General features: G+C 66.7%; 16 protein-coding genes. All 16 read left to right on the top strand.

The annotated features are described in order from the left end of the window. Positions 1-26: 26 nt before the first annotated feature. The 16 genes from FM113_RS02295 (at position 27) to FM113_RS02220 (ending at position 17143) form a co-directional block, all read left to right on the top strand. Entirely contained in the window at positions 27-1583 is a 1557-nt protein-coding gene (locus FM113_RS02295; RefSeq protein ID WP_087011078.1) for a Mur ligase family protein, read from the top strand. Continuing rightward, the gene (murF, locus tag FM113_RS02290) at positions 1580-2989 is read left to right on the top strand and encodes a UDP-N-acetylmuramoyl-tripeptide--D-alanyl-D-alanine ligase (protein ID WP_087011075.1); all 1410 of its coding nucleotides are present in this window, start codon (positions 1580-1582) and stop codon (positions 2987-2989) included. The genes FM113_RS02295 and murF overlap by 4 nt, the downstream gene beginning before the upstream one ends. Then, positions 2986-4071: a phospho-N-acetylmuramoyl-pentapeptide-transferase gene (gene mraY / locus FM113_RS02285; RefSeq protein ID WP_087011073.1), complete on the top strand. Its 1086-nt coding sequence runs from the start codon at positions 2986-2988 to the stop codon at positions 4069-4071. The genes murF and mraY overlap by 4 nt, the downstream gene beginning before the upstream one ends. Continuing rightward, the gene (gene murD, locus FM113_RS02280; protein ID WP_254908829.1) at positions 4068-5540 is read left to right on the top strand and encodes a UDP-N-acetylmuramoyl-L-alanine--D-glutamate ligase; all 1473 of its coding nucleotides are present in this window, start codon (positions 4068-4070) and stop codon (positions 5538-5540) included. Before mraY ends, murD begins: the two co-directional genes overlap by 4 nt. Positions 5541-5545: 5 nt before the next feature. Continuing rightward, positions 5546-6778 carry an FtsW/RodA/SpoVE family cell cycle protein gene (locus tag FM113_RS02275; protein WP_087011069.1) on the top strand — a complete coding sequence of 411 codons (1233 nt, stop codon included), beginning with the start codon at positions 5546-5548 and terminating at the stop codon, positions 6776-6778. Continuing rightward, positions 6775-7851, top strand: coding sequence for a glycosyltransferase (locus FM113_RS02270; protein WP_087011067.1), 1077 nt, complete (start codon positions 6775-6777; stop codon positions 7849-7851). Before FM113_RS02275 ends, FM113_RS02270 begins: the two co-directional genes overlap by 4 nt. Before the next feature lie 149 nt (positions 7852-8000). Then, positions 8001-9263 carry an MFS transporter gene (locus tag FM113_RS02265; RefSeq protein ID WP_217895939.1) on the top strand — a complete coding sequence of 421 codons (1263 nt, stop codon included), beginning with the start codon at positions 8001-8003 and terminating at the stop codon, positions 9261-9263. Then, entirely contained in the window at positions 9260-10690 is a 1431-nt protein-coding gene (gene murC / locus FM113_RS02260; RefSeq protein WP_087011065.1) for a UDP-N-acetylmuramate--L-alanine ligase, read from the top strand. Before FM113_RS02265 ends, murC begins: the two co-directional genes overlap by 4 nt. Next, the gene (locus FM113_RS02255) at positions 10687-11853 is read left to right on the top strand and encodes an FtsQ-type POTRA domain-containing protein (protein ID WP_087011063.1); all 1167 of its coding nucleotides are present in this window, start codon (positions 10687-10689) and stop codon (positions 11851-11853) included. The genes murC and FM113_RS02255 overlap by 4 nt, the downstream gene beginning before the upstream one ends. Before the next feature lie 120 nt (positions 11854-11973). Then, positions 11974-13203: a cell division protein FtsZ gene (ftsZ, locus tag FM113_RS02250; RefSeq protein WP_087011061.1), complete on the top strand. Its 1230-nt coding sequence runs from the start codon at positions 11974-11976 to the stop codon at positions 13201-13203. 6 nt (positions 13204-13209) lie between these two features. Then, positions 13210-13902, top strand: coding sequence for a YggS family pyridoxal phosphate-dependent enzyme (locus tag FM113_RS02245; RefSeq protein WP_254908828.1), 693 nt, complete (start codon positions 13210-13212; stop codon positions 13900-13902). A 30-nt stretch (positions 13903-13932) separates the two neighbouring features. Continuing rightward, positions 13933-14445 carry a cell division protein SepF gene (locus FM113_RS02240; RefSeq protein ID WP_087011058.1) on the top strand — a complete coding sequence of 171 codons (513 nt, stop codon included), beginning with the start codon at positions 13933-13935 and terminating at the stop codon, positions 14443-14445. Between the two features lie 3 nt (positions 14446-14448). Further along, positions 14449-14742, top strand: coding sequence for a YggT family protein (locus tag FM113_RS02235; protein WP_087011057.1), 294 nt, complete (start codon positions 14449-14451; stop codon positions 14740-14742). A 112-nt stretch (positions 14743-14854) separates the two neighbouring features. Next, a complete protein-coding gene (locus FM113_RS02230) occupies positions 14855-15526 on the top strand; it encodes a DivIVA domain-containing protein (protein ID WP_087011054.1) in 672 nt (223 codons plus the stop codon). 8 nt (positions 15527-15534) lie between these two features. Beyond that, positions 15535-16221 (top strand): signal peptidase II, encoded by a 687-nt coding sequence (gene lspA / locus FM113_RS02225; RefSeq protein ID WP_254908827.1) that lies wholly within the window; start codon positions 15535-15537, stop codon positions 16219-16221. Continuing rightward, positions 16208-17143 (top strand): RluA family pseudouridine synthase, encoded by a 936-nt coding sequence (locus tag FM113_RS02220; protein WP_087011052.1) that lies wholly within the window; start codon positions 16208-16210, stop codon positions 17141-17143. The genes lspA and FM113_RS02220 overlap by 14 nt, the downstream gene beginning before the upstream one ends. Positions 17144-17165 lie beyond the last annotated feature (22 nt).

Genomic DNA, 17165 nt, shown 5'->3' with positions numbered 1-17165 from the left:
GACACGCCCGCAGGAGGCACAACCACGTGAGTACCGGAGATGCGTTGAGCATTCGCCCGCAGACCCCCACCCCGACACCGCTCACTGAGTTGGTGACGCAGTTTGGGCTCGAGGCGCACGGCCTCGAAGAAGGCGGTGCCGTGACCGGCGTGTCGCTCGACTCGCGTGATGTGCGGCCGGGGGATCTCTACATTGGGATGCCCGGGGCGAAGCGCCACGGCGCGGACTTCGCAGCGCAGGCCGCCGCGTCCGGGGCCCACGCGATGCTCACCGACGCGGCGGGTGCCGAGCTTGCCAGTGCGGCGGGGGTCGAACTCCCGGTGCTCGTCTCCGCGCAGCACCCGCGCGAGCTGCTCGGCGAGGTTGCCGCCGCCGTCTACGGCACGGCCGAGTTTGCCGCGAAACTCTTCGGGGTGACCGGCACGAACGGCAAAACGAGCGTGGTCTACATCCTCGCGGAATTGTTGCGCGCCGCGGGTCTCACGCCCGGCCTCAGCTCGACCGCGGAGCGCCGCGTTGGCGAGGAGGTGATCCCCGCGAACCTGACAAGCCCCGAGGCCTCGGAACTGCACGGCCTCCTGGCTCGGATGCGCGAGCGGGAGGTCGAGGGCGTGGCGATCGAAGTGTCGGCCCAAGCCGTTGTGCGCCACCGGCTCGACGGTGTCCACTTCGACGTGGTCGCGTTCAATAACTTCTCGCAGGACCACCTCGACGAGTTCGGTGACTTGGAGTCGTACTTCGCGGCGAAGCTCGCGCTGTTCACCCCGGAGCGCGCGAGCCGCGGCGTCGTGGTTGTCGACTCGACGTACGGACAGCGGATCGCGAAAGAATCGCAAATTCCCGTTACCCGCCTCGCGACCGAGTACGGCCAGTCCGCCGATTGGCACCTGGCCGTCACTCGGCAGTCGCTCGACGGTGTCTCGTTTGTGCTGCAGGGCCCCGAGGGGGCACACTTCCGCGGCAGCGTTCCCGTGTTCGGTGGGTTCATGGCGGAAAACGCCGCCCTCGCGTTGATCATGCTGCACGAGGCAGGGATCCCGCTCGCGCAGGTTGCGGCCGGACTCGACAATGGCCGGATCCCGGTCTATATTCCTGGCCGGCTGGAAGAGATGACGGCACCCGGATCCTCCGGTCCCCGCTTCTTCGTGGACTATGGGCACACTCCCGGGGCATTCGAGGCGATGCTCGATGCGCTCGGCGAGGTCGCCACCGGCAAGATCATTTTTATGTTCGGGGCCGATGGCGACCGCGATACAACGAAGCGCGAAGAGATGGGCCGGATCGCGGCCGCAGGATCCGACACGCTCATCATCTGCGACTACCACCCGCGCTCCGAACCGCCGGAGGCGATTCGTGCCCAGTTGCTCACCGGTGCCCGCTCAGCGAATCACGCTGAGGTGATCGAGGAGGGCGATCCGCGACGGGCCGTGCGCCTCGCCATTTCGCTGGCCGCGCCGGGTGACGTTATTCTGTATGCCGGTCCCGGACACGAGGACCACCAGGAAGTCGCCGGGCAGTTCATCCCGTACTCGGCGCGTGATGAGGTCCGCGGTGCGCTCCGCGAGGCAGGATTGCTTTCGTGATTGATTTGACGCTCGCAGAAATTGCGGCTGCGGTGCACGGCACCCTTGTGGTGGGCACAAGCGGGGCGACACCCGAGGACCGGATCAGTGGCGAATCGCAGACCGATTCTCGTGAGGTTGCCCCCGGTCAGATTTTCTTCGCACGCCGCGGCGAAGAGACCGACGGGCACCGATTCGTACCGCAGGCCGTTGCCGCAGGCGCCGCGCTGATCGTCGGGGAACGTGAAACCGACGACACCGTGCCGCAGATCATCGTGGCCGATACGACCGACGCCCTCGGCGCGCTGGCCACAGAGGTTGTGCGCCGCGTGCGCGCCGCGGGGCAGCTCCGGATCGTCGGGATTACTGGATCCAACGGGAAAACAACAACGAAGAACCTTGTCGCAGCGATGGCGGAGCGTGTGGGGCCGTCCGTGGCCTCCGCGAAGTCCTTCAATAATGAGGTCGGTGGCCCGCTCACAATGCTGCGCGTGGAAGACGAGACGCGCACGCTTGTCGCCGAGATGGGCGCGAGCGCTGAGGGCGAGATTGCTCGCCTCACCGCGATGGCCCCGCCGCACATCGGCGTTGTGCTGACCGTTGGCCTCGCCCACGCCGGTGAGTTTGGCGGGATCGAGACAACCTTCCGCACGAAAAGCGAGATGGTGCGCGATCTGCCCGAGGACGCTGTCGCGGTGCTGAATCGTGACGACGCTTATGTCTCCCGTATGGGGGAACTCACCAACGCGCGTGTGCGCTGGTTTGGCCGACATCCTGAGGCGGACGTGCGCGCAAGCGACATCGACTCCGACGCAAGCGGAACCCGCTTTACGTTGCACATCGACGGCGCATCATTGCCCGTCACGTTCCGCGTACTCGGGGAACACCACGTGACCAACGCGCTCGCGGCGGCCGCGGTCGGCAGCGAGCTCGGCTTGGCCCCCGCAGACATCGTGGAAGCCCTCGAGGGGGCGACTCGCGCGGCGCGGTGGCGCATGGAAGTGATGGGTGGCCGTGACGGGGTCACAATCATCAACGACGCGTACAACGCGAGCCCGGACTCGATGAGCGCCGGGCTACGCACACTCGCGCAGATCGGAAAACCGGAGGGCCGCACGGTCGCGGTGCTCGGTGCAATGAGCGAGCTTGGCGAGTATGCCATTGAGGAACACCTGCGCATCGGATTGCAGGCGGTGCGGCTGCGCATCTCAGAGCTTGTTGTTGTCGGTGCCGAGGCCCGCAACCTGCACATCAGTGCGATCAACGAGGGATCCTGGGACGGCGAGAGCGTGTTCTTCGCCGAGCAGGACGAGGCGTTCGAATATCTGGAGCGCACGCTCCGGCCGAACGACACGGTGCTCGTGAAATCGTCAAACGCCGCGGGACTGCGTTTCCTCGGTGACCGCCTGGGGGAGGCCTTCGCATGATCGCGCTGTTGATTGCCGGCGGTTTCTCGCTGCTGTACTCGTTGTTGCTCACGCCGCTGTTTGTGCGGATCTTCAACCGTCTCAAGTGGGGTCAGCCGATCCGCGTCGACGGCCCGAAAGAGCACGAGGTGAAGCGCGGCACGCCCACGATGGGCGGCCTAATCTTCCTGACCGGATCCGTGCTCGCGTATTTCGTCGGCAAGCTTGTCATGGGCGAGCAGCCGACGCCGTCGGCACTGCTCGTGATCCTGATGGCGGTGGGCGCGGGGCTCGTCGGCTTCATCGACGACTTCATGAAGACCAGGCAGCAGCAGTCCGCGGGCCTCGGCGGGTGGGCGAAGATCGCCGGCCAGATCGTGATCGCGGTGTCCTTCGCACTGCTCGGACTGCAGTTCGCGAACGATGCTGGGCTCACTCCCGTATCCACCCACATCTCTCTGTTCCGTGATCTCCCCTTCGACTTCATGGTGCTCGGCCCCATCGCTGGCATCATCCTGTTCATCATCTGGGTGATGGTCATCGTGACCGCCACAACAAACGCGGTCAACGTGACCGACGGCCTCGACGGGCTCGCAGCGGGGGCGTCGATCTTCGCGTTTGGCGCGTACCTCATCATCGGGTTCTGGCAGTCGGCGCAGAACTGTGCGACGACCGCGGGGGAGGCCGGCTGCTACGAGGTGCGGGATCCGATGGACCTCGCGGTGATTGCCGCGGCGTTCCTGGGAGGCCTCGCGGGCTTCCTATGGTGGAACACGAACCCGGCGCAGGTGTTCATGGGCGACACGGGTTCCATGGGCATCGGTGGCGCGATCGCGGCGCTTGCGATTCTGACGCACACCGAAATCCTGCTGGTACTGATCGGCGGGCTCTTCATTATTGAGACCGGATCCGTGATCGTGCAGCGTATCTACTTCAAGGTGACAAAGGGCAAGCGGATCTTCCTGATGAGTCCGATCCATCATCACTTCGAACTCAAAGGTTGGGCCGAGGTGACCGTGGTGGTGCGGTTCTGGATCATCGCCGGGCTGTTTGTGATCGCGGGCGTTGGTGCCTTCTACGGTGAATGGTTGTTGCAGCAGTGACCCTCGAAACGCGCCTCGCTGCGCTGACAAGCTGGCATCATGACTGGAGCGAGCTCCGGGTCGCGGTGCTGGGCCTCGGACCGGTCGGATTCTCGGTGGCGGATACGCTCGTCGAGCTGGGGGCTCGGGTGCGCGTGATCGCCGAGGACGCGGACGCGGATCGCGATCGCCTGCTCGACGTGATCGGAGCCGAGCGCTTCGCTGACGCTGATCCCGCGGCACGACTGGCGGATCTTGCGGCGTTCGACCCAGAGCTTGTGGTCCCCGTCCCCGAGCTCCGCCTGGACGATCCGCTCAGCGAGTGGGCCGGCGCGCACGGCGTCACCGTGTGGGGCGACATCGAGCTCGGCTGGCGACTCCGGGACAAAACGCCCCGCATCGCCGACTGGCTCTGTGTCACCGGAACGAACGGCAAGACGACCACGGTGCAGCTCACGGCGCACATGCTCGCCGCCGGCGGACTGCGTGTCACCCCGGCTGGCGACAACGAAACCCCGATTCTTGATGTCCTGCGTGATCCGCAGGGCTATGACGCGATCGTCGTCGAGCTGTCAGGCTTTCAGCTTGCCCGGCTCGGCGAGATTTCCCCCTACGCGAGTGCCTGCCTGAACTTCGCTGAGGACCACCTCGACTGGCACGGCAGCGCCGACGCCGCGTGGGCGGCGAAGGCAAAAATCTACGAAAACACCCAGATCGCCTGCGTGTACAACCGCGAGGACGCCTCAACCGAGCGCATGGTCGAGCAGGCCGACGTCGTCGAGGGTGCGCGCGCGATCAGCTTCGGCATCGATACGCCGCCGCCGAGCGGCTTCGGGATCGTCGAGGGTATCCTCGTGGATCGGGGTTTCCACGAGGACCGCCGGGGCGAGGCCTTCGAGCTTGTCACCGTGGAAGAGCTTTCCCAGCACGGCCTTGCCTCGCCGCATAGCGCGCACAACGTGCTCGCTGCGGCCGCGCTCGCTCGCTCGCGTGGGGTCACGCCCGGCGAGGTGGCGCAGGCCGTGCTGAGCTTTGCGCAGCAGCCGCACCGCACCGAGCGGCTTGCGGACCGTGCAGGCCTGCGCTGGATCGACGACGCGGCCGCGACAAACGCGCACGCCGCCGACGCCGCGCTCCGCACCCTGAAGGACGTTGTGTGGATTCTGGGCGGCGTACAGACCTCCACAGACCTCTCCGGCCTCGTCGCCGCACACGAGCACCGCCTCCGCGGGGCCGTGGTGATCGGCGCGCAGCGGGCCGAGGTGCTCGCCGCACTCCGCCAGCACTTGGGCGAGCGCCCGGTCACGGAGGTCTCATCAGGAGAACTCGACGCTTCTGGAGTGCTTGACGCGGCCGTCGCTGCGGCTGTGGCCATGGCGCAGCCAGGCGACACCGTGCTGTTTTCCCCGGCTGCTGCGCCGGGTGACCAGTTCTCCGGCACCGCCGAGCGTGGGCGGCTTTTCCAAGCGGCCGTTTCCGAACTGGAGTAACTCAGATGGCTCAGGAACCGACGAACGCCGCGGGCCGCGCCACGGGCCAGGCGCGCATCAGCCTCGGCGCGGTGCTGCGCCCCGGCACCGACCGCACGGTGATCGCGCTCTACGCGATCACGCTCCTGCTCGTTGGTTTCGGGCTCATCATGGTGCTGTCGTCCTCCTCGATCACGTCGTACCTCGACGACCAAGGCTTTTTCGGAGGCTTCTGGAAGCAGGCGACGTTTGCCCTGATCGGCCTGCCGCTGATGCTGATCGCGGCGGCTTTGCCGATCACGTTCTGGAAGCGCTGGGCCTGGTATCTGCTCGGGTTTGGAATTCTGCTGCAGTTGCTTGTATTCACCCCGCTCGGCATTGAGGTGTACGGCAACCGCAACTGGATCCAGATCGGGAGTTTCGGAGCACAGCCTTCGGAAGCGCTGAAGCTTGCGCTTGTCGTCTGGATCGGCGCGGTCCTGCAGCGCAAAGAACCGCTGCTCGGACAGATGAAGCACGAGTTCATCCCGGTAATATTCCCGGGCGCGATCCTCGCGCTCGGCGTGGTGCTGGCTGGCCGTGACCTCGGCACCGTGCTGATCATGGCGGCGATGGTGTTCGGAGCGATGTACTTCGGCGGCGTCAGCGGGAAGACCCTCGGCGTCACCGCAGCTGGCGGCCTGCTTGCCGTGGTCTTCTTTGTGGTGACAAGTCAGAACCGTTTGGATCGGCTGTTTGGCCACGCCGCGGGCAATGACGACTACAGCGGGCTCGGCTGGCAGCCGCTGCACGGCCTGTGGGCGCTCGCGGGAGGGGGCCTGTTCGGGGTGGGGCTTGGTGGGTCCAAAGCGAAGTGGTCGTGGCTGCCCGCCGCCGACAACGACTACATTTTCGCGATCATCGGCGAGGAGCTGGGGTTGATCGGCGCGCTACTTGTGATCGGGCTGTTTGTGGCTCTCACAGTTGTGATGCTGCGCATTATTTCCCGGGCGCGCGATCGCTTCGGCAAGGCCGTTGTCGGCGGGATCCTCGTCTGGATCGTCGGCCAGGCGTTTGTGAACATCGGCGTCGTGATCGGCGTGCTGCCGGTGCTCGGCGTGCCGCTGCCGCTCATCAGCGCCGGCGGCACCGCACTGATCGCCTGTCTCGCCGCAATCGGGGTCGTCGTGTCGATCGCGCGCGACGGGGCCCAATATCAAGAGGAACTGGCCGCCGCCGGTGCCGGATCGTCAGACCAGAGGAGACCGCGAACCCGATGACAAGTTACCTGCTTGCCGGCGGAGGTACGGCCGGACACGTGAACCCCCTGCTCGCGCTCGCGGACCTGATCCGCGCGACCGAGCCCGAGGCGCGGATTCTCGTGCTCGGGACCCGCGAGGGCTTGGAGGCCCGGCTCGTGCCCGAGCGCGGCTACGAACTTGCGTTCATTGAGCGGCTGCCGTTCCCGCGCCGACCGAACGCGGCAGCCCTGAAGTTTCCCGCCCGATATGCCCGGGCCGTGAAAACAGTGCGAGAGCTGATTCGCGCGCACCGCGTCGACGTGGTTGTGGGCTTCGGTGGCTATGCTTCCGCACCGGCGTATCGGGCCGGGGCCAAGGAAGGCGTCCCGGTCGTGGTGCACGAGGCGAACGCCCGGCCCGGCATGGCCAACAAGCTTGGGGCTCGGAGCACAACCTTTGTCGGCGTCACCTTCCCGGGGACCCCGATCCGGCACGCCCACGTGACCGGCATGCCGCTGCGACCCGAGATCACGGGCCTCGATCGCGCCGCGGTTCGCGAGTCCGCCCGGGCGCACTTTGGACTCGATCCTGCCCGCCGCACGCTGCTGGTGACGGGCGGCTCGCTGGGTGCCCGCGCGATCAATCGTGGCATTTCGGGTTCCGCCGCAGAGATCGTCGCCGCGGGAGTGCAGGTGCTGCACGTGTGGGGTGGACTCACGGAGATTGAGGATCCTGGCGTGCCCGGATACCACGTGATTCCGTACTGCGACCGTATGGATCTCGCGTTTGCGGCCTGCGACCTCGCAGTGTCCCGTGCCGGATCGACAACGGTAAGCGAACTCGCGGGTCTCGGTATCCCCGCCGTGTTTGTCCCGTACGCGGTGGGCAACGGCGAACAGCGTTTCAACGCTGCGGGTGTGGTTGAGGCCGGTGGTGCGCTGCTCGTCGAGGATGCCGAACTCACGCCTACCTGGGTCGCCGATACGCTCCTGCCGCTGCTCGCCGACGACAAGCGGCTCGCCGCGATGTCGGAACGCGCGCGGAGCGCCGGCCGCCTCGACGGTACGGAGCGCCTGCTCGATCTCGTGCGCGAGGCCCTCGCGAGCGCCTGAGGGCGTGGGGCTCGGGCCGGGAGGCGCTAGACTCGTGCCTATGTCGGGCACGCTTCTCCTTCAGCGCCGCGACGGGGTCTAAATAGACCGGCACCCCGTCCGCGGAGTTGTTGGCGCGCCGGTTTCCCGTTTCGGCACTCGGAGACCCCATGACAATTCCTTCTCGCCTGTGGGCGATGCTCGCCACGATGGTGTTCGCGCAGGCAGCCACCACGGTTGTGACCGCGGCACCCGCGTTCTTGATCCCGTTCCTGCACGAGCAGGCGGGGCTGAGCTTTGCGGAGGCGGGACTTCTCGCTGGCGCACCAAACCTCGGGCTTGTCGCTTCGCTTGTGCTGTGGGGTGCTGCGACGGATCGCTGGGGCGAGCGCCGGGTGCTGCTGATCGGCCTCGGCCTCACGGCACTTGCCGTGGGTGGCAGCGTGGCGCTCGCGCCGGCAGGGCCGGATCGCCTGTGGCCGCTCGCGATCGCGCTTGCGGTGAGCGGCGCGCTCGCCGGCTGTACAAATAGCGCGAGCGGCCGCCTGATAACGGGCTGGTTCCCGGCCGAACGGCGCGGCCTCGCGATGGGGATCCGGCAGACGTGCCAGCCGCTCGGCATGGCCGTCGCTGCGATCGGGGTGCCCCCGCTGGCTGCGGCCGGGGGTGTACCACTCGCCTTGGCGCTCGGCGGCGGGCTGACCCTGGCGAGCCTTGTTGTGTGCGCGGCCGTGGTGCGGGACCCCGAACGGCTGGTGCGTGCTGGCGCGGTGCTCGTCGGGAACCCGTACCGCGGCAGCGCCGACCTCACGCGGATCCACGTCGTCTCCATGCTGCTCGTGATTCCGCAGTTTGCCCTGTCCACGTTTGGGCTCGTGTGGTTTACGGTGGGCTTTGGGGGGGACCCGCTCGTCGCCGGGGCTCTCGTTGCTGGCGCGCAGTTCGCGGGCGCGGGCGGGCGGATCCTTGTCGGTGTGTGGAGTGACCGGGTCAGGTCGCGGCTCCGTCCGCTGCGGCAGGTCGCCGTTGCGGGCGTCGTTGTACTCCTTGCCGCCGCTGTGTGCGGCTGGGCCGAGTGGGGGATTGCCGCGGCCGCCGTCTACGTGCTCGCGAGCTGCGTCAGTGTCGCCGACAACGGGCTCGCCTTCACCGCCGTCGCGGAGATCGCCGGTCCCGGGTGGGCCGGTCGCGCGCTCGGGGTGCAAAACACGGGGCAGTTCCTCGCCGCCGCCGCGGTGGGACCGGGCGTGGGCCTGCTGATCGGGACGCTCGGTATTCCTGCAGCCCTCGCGATCACCGCGCTCGCGCCGGTGATCGCGCTCCCGCTGATCCCGCGGGAGCGCGTCGTACACCCGGCTTCGGGGGAGCGCGCGATACGCTTGAGTGCTGGCGCGCGAAGCGCCCCCGACCGTCGTCCCAAGGAGCACAGATGATCTATCCCGACCTCGAACTGGAGATCCCCGCCGATCTGGGCCGCGTGCACTTTGTCGGTATCGGTGGATCCGGGATGAGCGGGATCGCGCGCATGATGCACCAGGCGGGCGTCCGGGTGACTGGGTCTGACCGCAGCGCGAACTATTCCACGGTGGCGTTGGAAGAGTTGGGAATTCCCGTCGCGATCGGGCATGACGCAGAGAACGTGGGCGACGCAGACACGCTTGTGGTCACGGGTGCGCTGTGGCAGGACAACCCCGAGTACCAGCGCGCGCTCGCCACGGGCATGCCCGTGTTGCACCGCTCGCAGGCGCTCGCGTGGCTCGCCCGCGGCAAGCGCGTCGTGTCGATCGCGGGTGCGCACGGCAAGACAACCTCGACCGGAATGGTCGTGACCGGCTTGCACGGCGTCGGCGCAGACCCCTCGTTTGTGAACGGCGGGATCATCGAGTCGCTCGGGGTGAGTTCCGGCCCTGGCACGGACGAACTCTTCGTGATCGAGGCCGACGAGTCGGATAAGTCGTTCCTGTTGTATGACACGGCAGTCGCGCTCATCACGAACGTTGATCCGGAGCATCTCGACTTTTACGGCTCGCGTGAGGCCTTTATGCAGGCGTTTGTCGACTTCGCGCGTGGCGCGCGCGAGCTCGTCGTGATTTCGGCCGATGATCCGGGCGCGCTTGAGGTACTCGCAGAGTTGCGCGCCGATTCCGACGCGGCGAATGGGCCCGCAATCCGCACGTTTGGCGAGACTGCCGACGCGGACGTCCGCATTCTCGCGATCGATGATTCCGGACCGGTGCGCTTCACCGTCGAGATTGACGGCGCGCGGCACGAGGCCCAGCTGTCGGTATACGGCCGCCACAACGCCGTCAACGCTGTGGGCTCGCTCGCCGTGCTCACCGGACTTGGCTTCGAGGCGGCCGCTGCACTTGCTGCGATCGCTGAGTTCGGCGGGACGAAGCGACGCTTCGAGTTCCACGCCGAGGTCGGGGGCGTGCGCGTCTACGACGACTACGCCCATCACCCCACCGAGGTCGCGGCGCTCCTAGAGTCTGCCCGCGCGGTCGTGGGGGAGGGGCGCCTGATTGCGATCCATCAGCCTCATTTGTACAGTCGCACGAGCATGTTCCACCGTGAGTTCGCGGAGGCGCTCGAGTCCGGTGCGGACCACACGGTTGTGCTCGCTGTTGATGGGGCCCGTGAGGATCCGGTGCCTGAGGTGACGGGGGCGCTTGTCTCAAACGACTTTGTGGACGCGGACCGGGTGGCCTACCGTCCGGAGTGGCAGGACGCGGCCGACTACCTCGCCGAGTTCGCCAAGCCAGGCGACGTCATGGTGACGATGAGCTGTGGCACGGTCTACCGAATCATCCCGCAGGTTGTTGAGGCGCTGCGTGGTCGGTTTGAGGTCGCGGATCAGTGAAGCGGCCGAGCGGGTTCGATCAGGGGCCGGAGCGCCCCGATCCGAGCGCGCCCGGAACTGAGCCGGACCAGGAGGCGACTCCCACGACCGGTGCGGCCCCGGCTGAGTCGACGGCGGGAGCTCGGCTCATCGGCCGTCTCCGCTCACGCACGGCTCGGGAGGCCGTGGCTGAATCGGGCGGAACTGAACAGGCACCGGAACATGCGACGCCGGATCCGCAGATCTCGGCGACCTCCTCAGATATCGCGCCGACTGTCGATTTGTCAGCTGTGCGCGAGGCGCGCGGAGCCGAGGATCCCACGCGGGAACCCGCTACGGATCTCGTGCTCCCCTCGGAGCAGGCCGCCTCAGGCTCTGCACTGACCCGGTGGCGCGCCGCCCGCGAGGCGGATCCTGTTCGCGCTGCCGAGCGCCGCGTGCGTGAGGCAGGCAAGCAGCGCAAGGCGCGAATCCGGCGTGAACGTCAGCGGTTCACCCTCGCGGCGCGCCGTCGCCGTCGTGCGTGGTGGATTGTGCTCAGTGCGGTCGGGACGCTTGTGCTGTTTGTTGCCGTGGGGGCGTTCACTCCGCTCATGGCTGTGCGTGACGTGCAGGTCGTGGGTGCCGTCAACGTTGACGAGGCTGCGGTGGCGGAGGCGCTCTCCCGTTTCGACGGGGTCCCGCTGGCGCTCGTCGATGACGCGGAGGTCCACCGGGCGCTTGAGCCATTCCCGGTGATCCAGCGCTATGCCGTGGAGCGGACGCCGCCGCACACGATGACCGTGCGGATCGAGGAGCGCGTGCCGGTGATTTCCCTTCCTGTGGAGGGGGGAATCGGGCAGTACGATGCTGCGGGCGTGCTGCTCGGCGTCCAGGAGGCTGCGCCCGCGGGCGTTCCGCTCGGAACGAATGCTGTGGCTGATCTTTCGTCCGGGGCGTTCCGGTCCGCGGCCCGCGCTCTGCGGGACATGCCTGCAGAGCTGCGGGCGGTGATCGCGAGTGTGAGCGCGACGAGTGCCCAGGATGTGACGTTTGTGCTGACCGACGGGATCGAAGTGCTGTGGGGTGACGCCGAGCAGACGAAGCGCAAAGCGATGGTGTTGAGCGCAATGCTCGGCTCGCTGGGCGACCACCCTGTGGAGCACGTGGACGTGTCGTCCTCCGAAGCGCCTGTTTTCCGCTAGTTCCCGCGTGTCTGCCGCGACGAGGGTGGCTCGGGCCGTAGCGTGGTCCCCAGAAACGTATTCGGCAATACTAACTTTGAACTTCAGCTAGAGGTTGAGGGTTACGGGCGGAGGATCCAGGTGTCAGGGAACCAGAACTACCTCGCGGTAATCAAGGTCGTCGGAGTCGGCGGCGGCGGCGTGAACGCCGTGAACCGCATGATCGAGCTCGGCCTCCGCGGTGTCGAATTCATCTCGGTGAACACGGACGCGCAGGCGTTGCTCCTCAGCGACGCTGACGTGAAGCTCGACATCGGCCGCGAACTCACCCGTGGGCTCGGCGCCGGTGCCGACCCCGAGGTTGGACGCCGTGCCGCCGAGGATCACGCTGAGGAGATCGAAGAAGCGCTGACAGGTGCCGACATGGTCTTCGTGACCGCGGGCGAGGGTGGTGGAACCGGCACCGGTGCCGCGCCCGTGGTTGCGCGCATCGCGAAGTCGATTGGTGCCCTGACAATCGGCGTCGTGACCCGCCCCTTCAGCTTCGAGGGCAAGCGCCGCGCCGCGCAGGCCGATTCGGGCATTAACACGCTCCGCGAGGCCGTCGACACCCTGATCGTCGTCCCGAACGACCGCCTGCTCGACATCAGCGAGCCGGGCATCAGCATGATCGAGGCCTTCGCGGCAGCCGACCAGGTGCTGCTCGCCGGCGTTTCCGGCATCACGGACCTCATCACCACCCCGGGCCTCATTAACCTCGACTTTGCCGATGTGAAATCGGTCATGCAGGGTGCGGGTGCCGCGCTCATGGGCATTGGATCCGCGCGCGGCGCGGACCGTGCGATCAAGGCCGCTGAACTTGCGGTCGCGTCGCCGCTGCTCGAGGCCTCCGTCGAGGGGGCGCACGGTGTGCTGCTGTCGATCCAGGGCTCCTCGAACCTCGCGCTGAGCGAGATCTACGAGGCTTCGACCCTCGTGCAAGACGTGGTCCACCCGGAGGCGAACATCATCTTCGGTACCGTGATCGACGACACGCTCGGCGACGAAGTGCGCGTGACCGTGATCGCGGCAGGCTTCGACGCTGACCAGGCTGCTGCAGCCCCGGGTCCCGAACGAGGTCGCCGCGGCAGCCACGTCGAGAGCCTTGACGAGGTTCCGAATGGACGGACCGTGGGCGCGACCGCCGAGGCTACCGGCCTGGGCTTCCCAGGTTTCAACGCCGTCGGTGCGGAGAAGGCGGCGGAGCCCGCCCCCGCGACGGGTCAGTTCGGCGAGGTCATTGCGAACCCGCCGGTCGAGGCGCAGCTCAAGGATCCCGCATTCGACGGCGACGATGACGACGATCTCGATATCCCCGAGTTCTTGAGGTAGCCCGTCGTGGTGCAGCAGGAATGGAGCGATCCCGCGCTGAGTGATCGCCTGGCTGCGGTGCGGGAGGGCGTCGCGGACGCGTGCCGCGCTGCCGGTCGACCGGATGAAGACGTCACGCTGATCGTCGTGACCAAGTTTCATCCGCCAGAGCTCGTCCGGGCCCTTGCTGGGTTCGGGGTGCGCGACGTTGGCGAGAACCGGCACCAGGAAGCGCAGGCGAAGGCCGAGGCACTGAGCGACCTCGATCTGCATTGGCACTTCATCGGCCAGCTGCAGACGAAGAAGGCGCGTCAGGCTGCGCGCTACGCGCGTTCGATCCACTCGATCGATCGCACCCGACTCGTTGACGCGCTGACCGAGCTGGAGCGGCCCGTCGATGTGTTCCTGCAGGTCAACATGACTGACGATCCCGGCCGCGGGGGAGTGCTGCCCGCAGAACTCAGCGCCCTCGCGGAGCACACGCTCGGGAACCCGTCGCTCACGTTGCGCGGGATCATGGCGGTCGCGCCCCTGGATGAGGAGCCGGCGCGGGCATTCGCACGCCTCGCTGACTACTCTGCACAGGTCCGTGCCGTCGCCCCGGCCGCGACCGCGATCTCGGCGGGAATGACGCACGACTATGTCGAAGCGATCGCCGCTGGGGCGACACACCTGCGAATCGGCAGCGCAATCACCGGCAATCGGCCCGACCCCCGATAGTCTCAAACCACCGCACCGTTGGGAGAGAAAATGAGCAACCCGCTGAAGAAGACCATGGTGTTCCTCGGCCTCGCCGAGGAAGAGCTCGAGGAGCAGGCCGCCGCGACGCAGCCGGCTGCCACCCCTCGCGCGACCCCCGCCGCTGCCCCGGCAGCTCCGGCAGCCGCCAAGCCCGAGCCCAGTCGGCCGGCCGCTCAGCGCGCCGCCGTGACCCCGCTGCGTCGCGTCACGCCGACGAAGCCGGCAGCCGCACAGCCGCTCAACGAGATCCTCACGGTCCACCCTACGGAGTACCGTGACGCCAAGATTGTTGCGGAGAGTTTTCGTGAGGGTGTCCCCGTGATTATCAACCTCTCGCGGATGGACGAGGCAGACGCGAAGCGCCTGATCGACTTCGCGAGCGGTCTCTCGATGGGCCTGCACGGCCGGATCGAGCGCGTCACCAGCAAGGTGTTCCTGCTATCGCCGGAGCACATTGAGGTGGCGGGCGATGATTCGCGCGCAAATGACAGCGGTTCGTTCTTCGTCTCGCCCACGGCGTAACCGGTGGAGTTTGTACTGATCATCGGGACCATCCTCAAGGTGGTCCTCAGGATTTACACCCTCGTACTGTGGGTGCGATTTGTGCTCGACTGGATTACGGTTCTCAACCGCAACTTCCGCCCCCGTGGCGCACTTGCCGTGGCAATTGAACTTGTGTACACCGTGACAGATCCGCCGATTCGGATGTTCCGGAAGCTCCTGCCTCCGATCCGGCTCGGACAGGTGTCCCTGGACCTCGGCTGGATGCTCGCGATGCTGTCCTGCTGGATCCTGATTGCAATTATTCCCGGGTGGTAACGGCCCAGTTCTGCAAGAACCCGGCATTATTTGCTAGCGTGGGTATTGACCACGTGCTTGTGACCGTTGTCACAGACCACGTCAGTGGTCCCGAAGCGAAAGAGACGTAACGATGGCCCTGACTCCCGAAGACGTCGTGAACCAGAAGTTCACGATCACCAAGTTCCGCGACGGCTACGATCTGGACCAGGTCGACGACTTCCTCGACACGATCGTCGAGGTGCTCCGTGAGCACGAAGAGGAGAAGTCCGGTCTGCAGGCGCAGATCGACGACCTCACTGCGAAGCTCGCCGCTTGCGAGGCCGGACAGGGCTCTGAGTCGGCCGGTGCCGCTTCCGAGCAGACGATCGTCGTTGACGCCCCCGTTGCCGCGCCAGTGGAGACGCCGGCACCGGCAGCTCCGGTCGCAGCGGTCGGCGCCACGCAGCCCGACGCGGTGAAGTCGAGCGCAATGTTGCAGCTCGCCCTCGAGCTGCATGACAAGCACGTACACGAGGGTGAGACCACTCGTGACCAGCTGATCAACGACGCTGAATCGAAGCGCGATCAGATGATCCAGGACGCAGAGCGTACCGCGAAGCAGCTTGTGGAGGAAGCCCAGCAGCAGCGCGCAGATGAACTGCGAGAGCTGGGCGAAGAACGCGGCGACCTGCAGTTCAAGATCAAGGACCTGCGTCAGTTCGAGAGCGAGTACCGCTCCACACTCCGTTCGTACATCCAGTCGCAGCTGCGCGGCCTCGACGGCTCGCCCGAGCCGGCCGGTGCGCCTGACGGCCTGCAGTAACACGGAGCGTGACCACCGCCTCTGAGGTTTCCAGCGACGCCACGGCCATCCGGCCGTGGCGTCGCTGGGTCCCGCTCATTCTTCTCTGCGTTGCGCTTCTCGTCTGGGCAACGGACCAGCTCGTCAAGAACTGGGTCGTCACGTCCCTTCCGGAAGGCGTGACAGTTCCGGTGCTCGGAGACGCGCTCCGCTGGCATTTCGTTCGCAACCCCGGTGCTGCGTTCTCCCTGGCAAGCGGCTCGACCTGGATCTTTACGATCCTCGCCGTCGTTGTTGTCTGTGTGATCCTGTGGCAGATCCGGCGACTCCGCTCGATCGCGTGGTCAGTGTTCCTGGGCCTGCTCCTGGGCGGCGTGCTGGGCAATCTTACGGATCGACTGACGCGCGAACCCGGGTTCCCCGAGGGTCACGTGATCGATTTCATTTCGACGCCGTGGATGTGGCTCGGCTTCACCGAGGCCATCTACAACATCGCGGACATCGGGATCGTCTCCGGGATGATCCTATTCATCCTGATCACACTGTTCGGGCTGCCCATTGATGGACGCACCCGAGCGCAGGCGCGCGCGGCCGAGGAGGCCGCTGCAGAGGCGAAGGCGGCGTCGAAGGCCGTGTCGAAGCCAGCCGCCGACGCGTCGTCGGGAACTGAGACTCCGACGCGCCCAGACTCTGAGGATGGTCATGCAGCACCGTAGTCTTCCGGTCCCTGACGGGCTTGCCGGTGAGCGGGTGGACGCCGCGCTCGCGAAACTGCTCGGTTTCTCCCGCAGCTTTGCCGCGGAGATTGCGCAGGGCGGGGGCGTGAGCCTCGACGGTCAGGTGCTGGGCAAATCCGATCGCCTGGTTGTGGGCGGCTGGCTCGAAGTGTCCTGGACCGAAAAGCGTGGCCCGGAGATCATTCCGGTCGACCTCCCAGAGCTGGGGATCGTGCACGACGACGACGACATCGTGGTGATCGACAAGCCGGCCGGCGTGGCCGCTCACCCCTCTCTGGGGTGGGACGGTCCAACCGTGTTGGGCGCGCTCGCGGGCGCTGGATTCCGTATTGCAACCTCGGGTCCGCCCGAGCGGCAGGGTATCGTGCAGCGCCTCGATGCGGGGACGAGCGGCCTGATGGTTGTTGCGAAGAGCGAGCGTGCCTATAGCGAGCTGAAACGTGCGTTCAAAGAGCGTGAGGTTTCGAAGATCTACCACGCGGTCGTGCAGGGACATCCCGATCCGTTTTCCGGAACGATTGAGGGGCCGATCGGTCGGCACCCCGGTCACGAGTGGAAGTTTGCCGTGACACGTGACGGGAAGCCATCGGTGACGCACTACGAGACGCTCGAGGCGTTCCCGTACGCAACGTTGTTGGAGATCGAGCTTGAGACCGGGCGCACCCATCAGATTCGCGTGCACATGTCGGCGCAGCGCCATCCCTGTGTCGGCGATGGAATGTACGGTGCGGACCCGACGCTTTCGGAGCGGCTGGGGCTCTCGCGCCAATGGCTGCACGCGATGCGCTTGGGCTTCCGGCATCCCGGAACCGGCGACGCGGTGGAGTACTCCTCGGTGTATCCGGCGGACCTCCAGCACGCTCTTGACGTCCTCGCGGGAGTCGATCATGGCGAAGACTAAGTAAACTCTATGCTTTGACCTG

This window comes from Leucobacter sp. 7(1) (genome assembly GCF_900163635.1).
GTDB lineage: Bacteria > Actinomycetota > Actinomycetes > Actinomycetales > Microbacteriaceae > Leucobacter.
The sequence above is the reverse complement of the archived record's forward strand: the minus strand, read 5'-3'. Positions and strand labels throughout refer to the sequence as shown.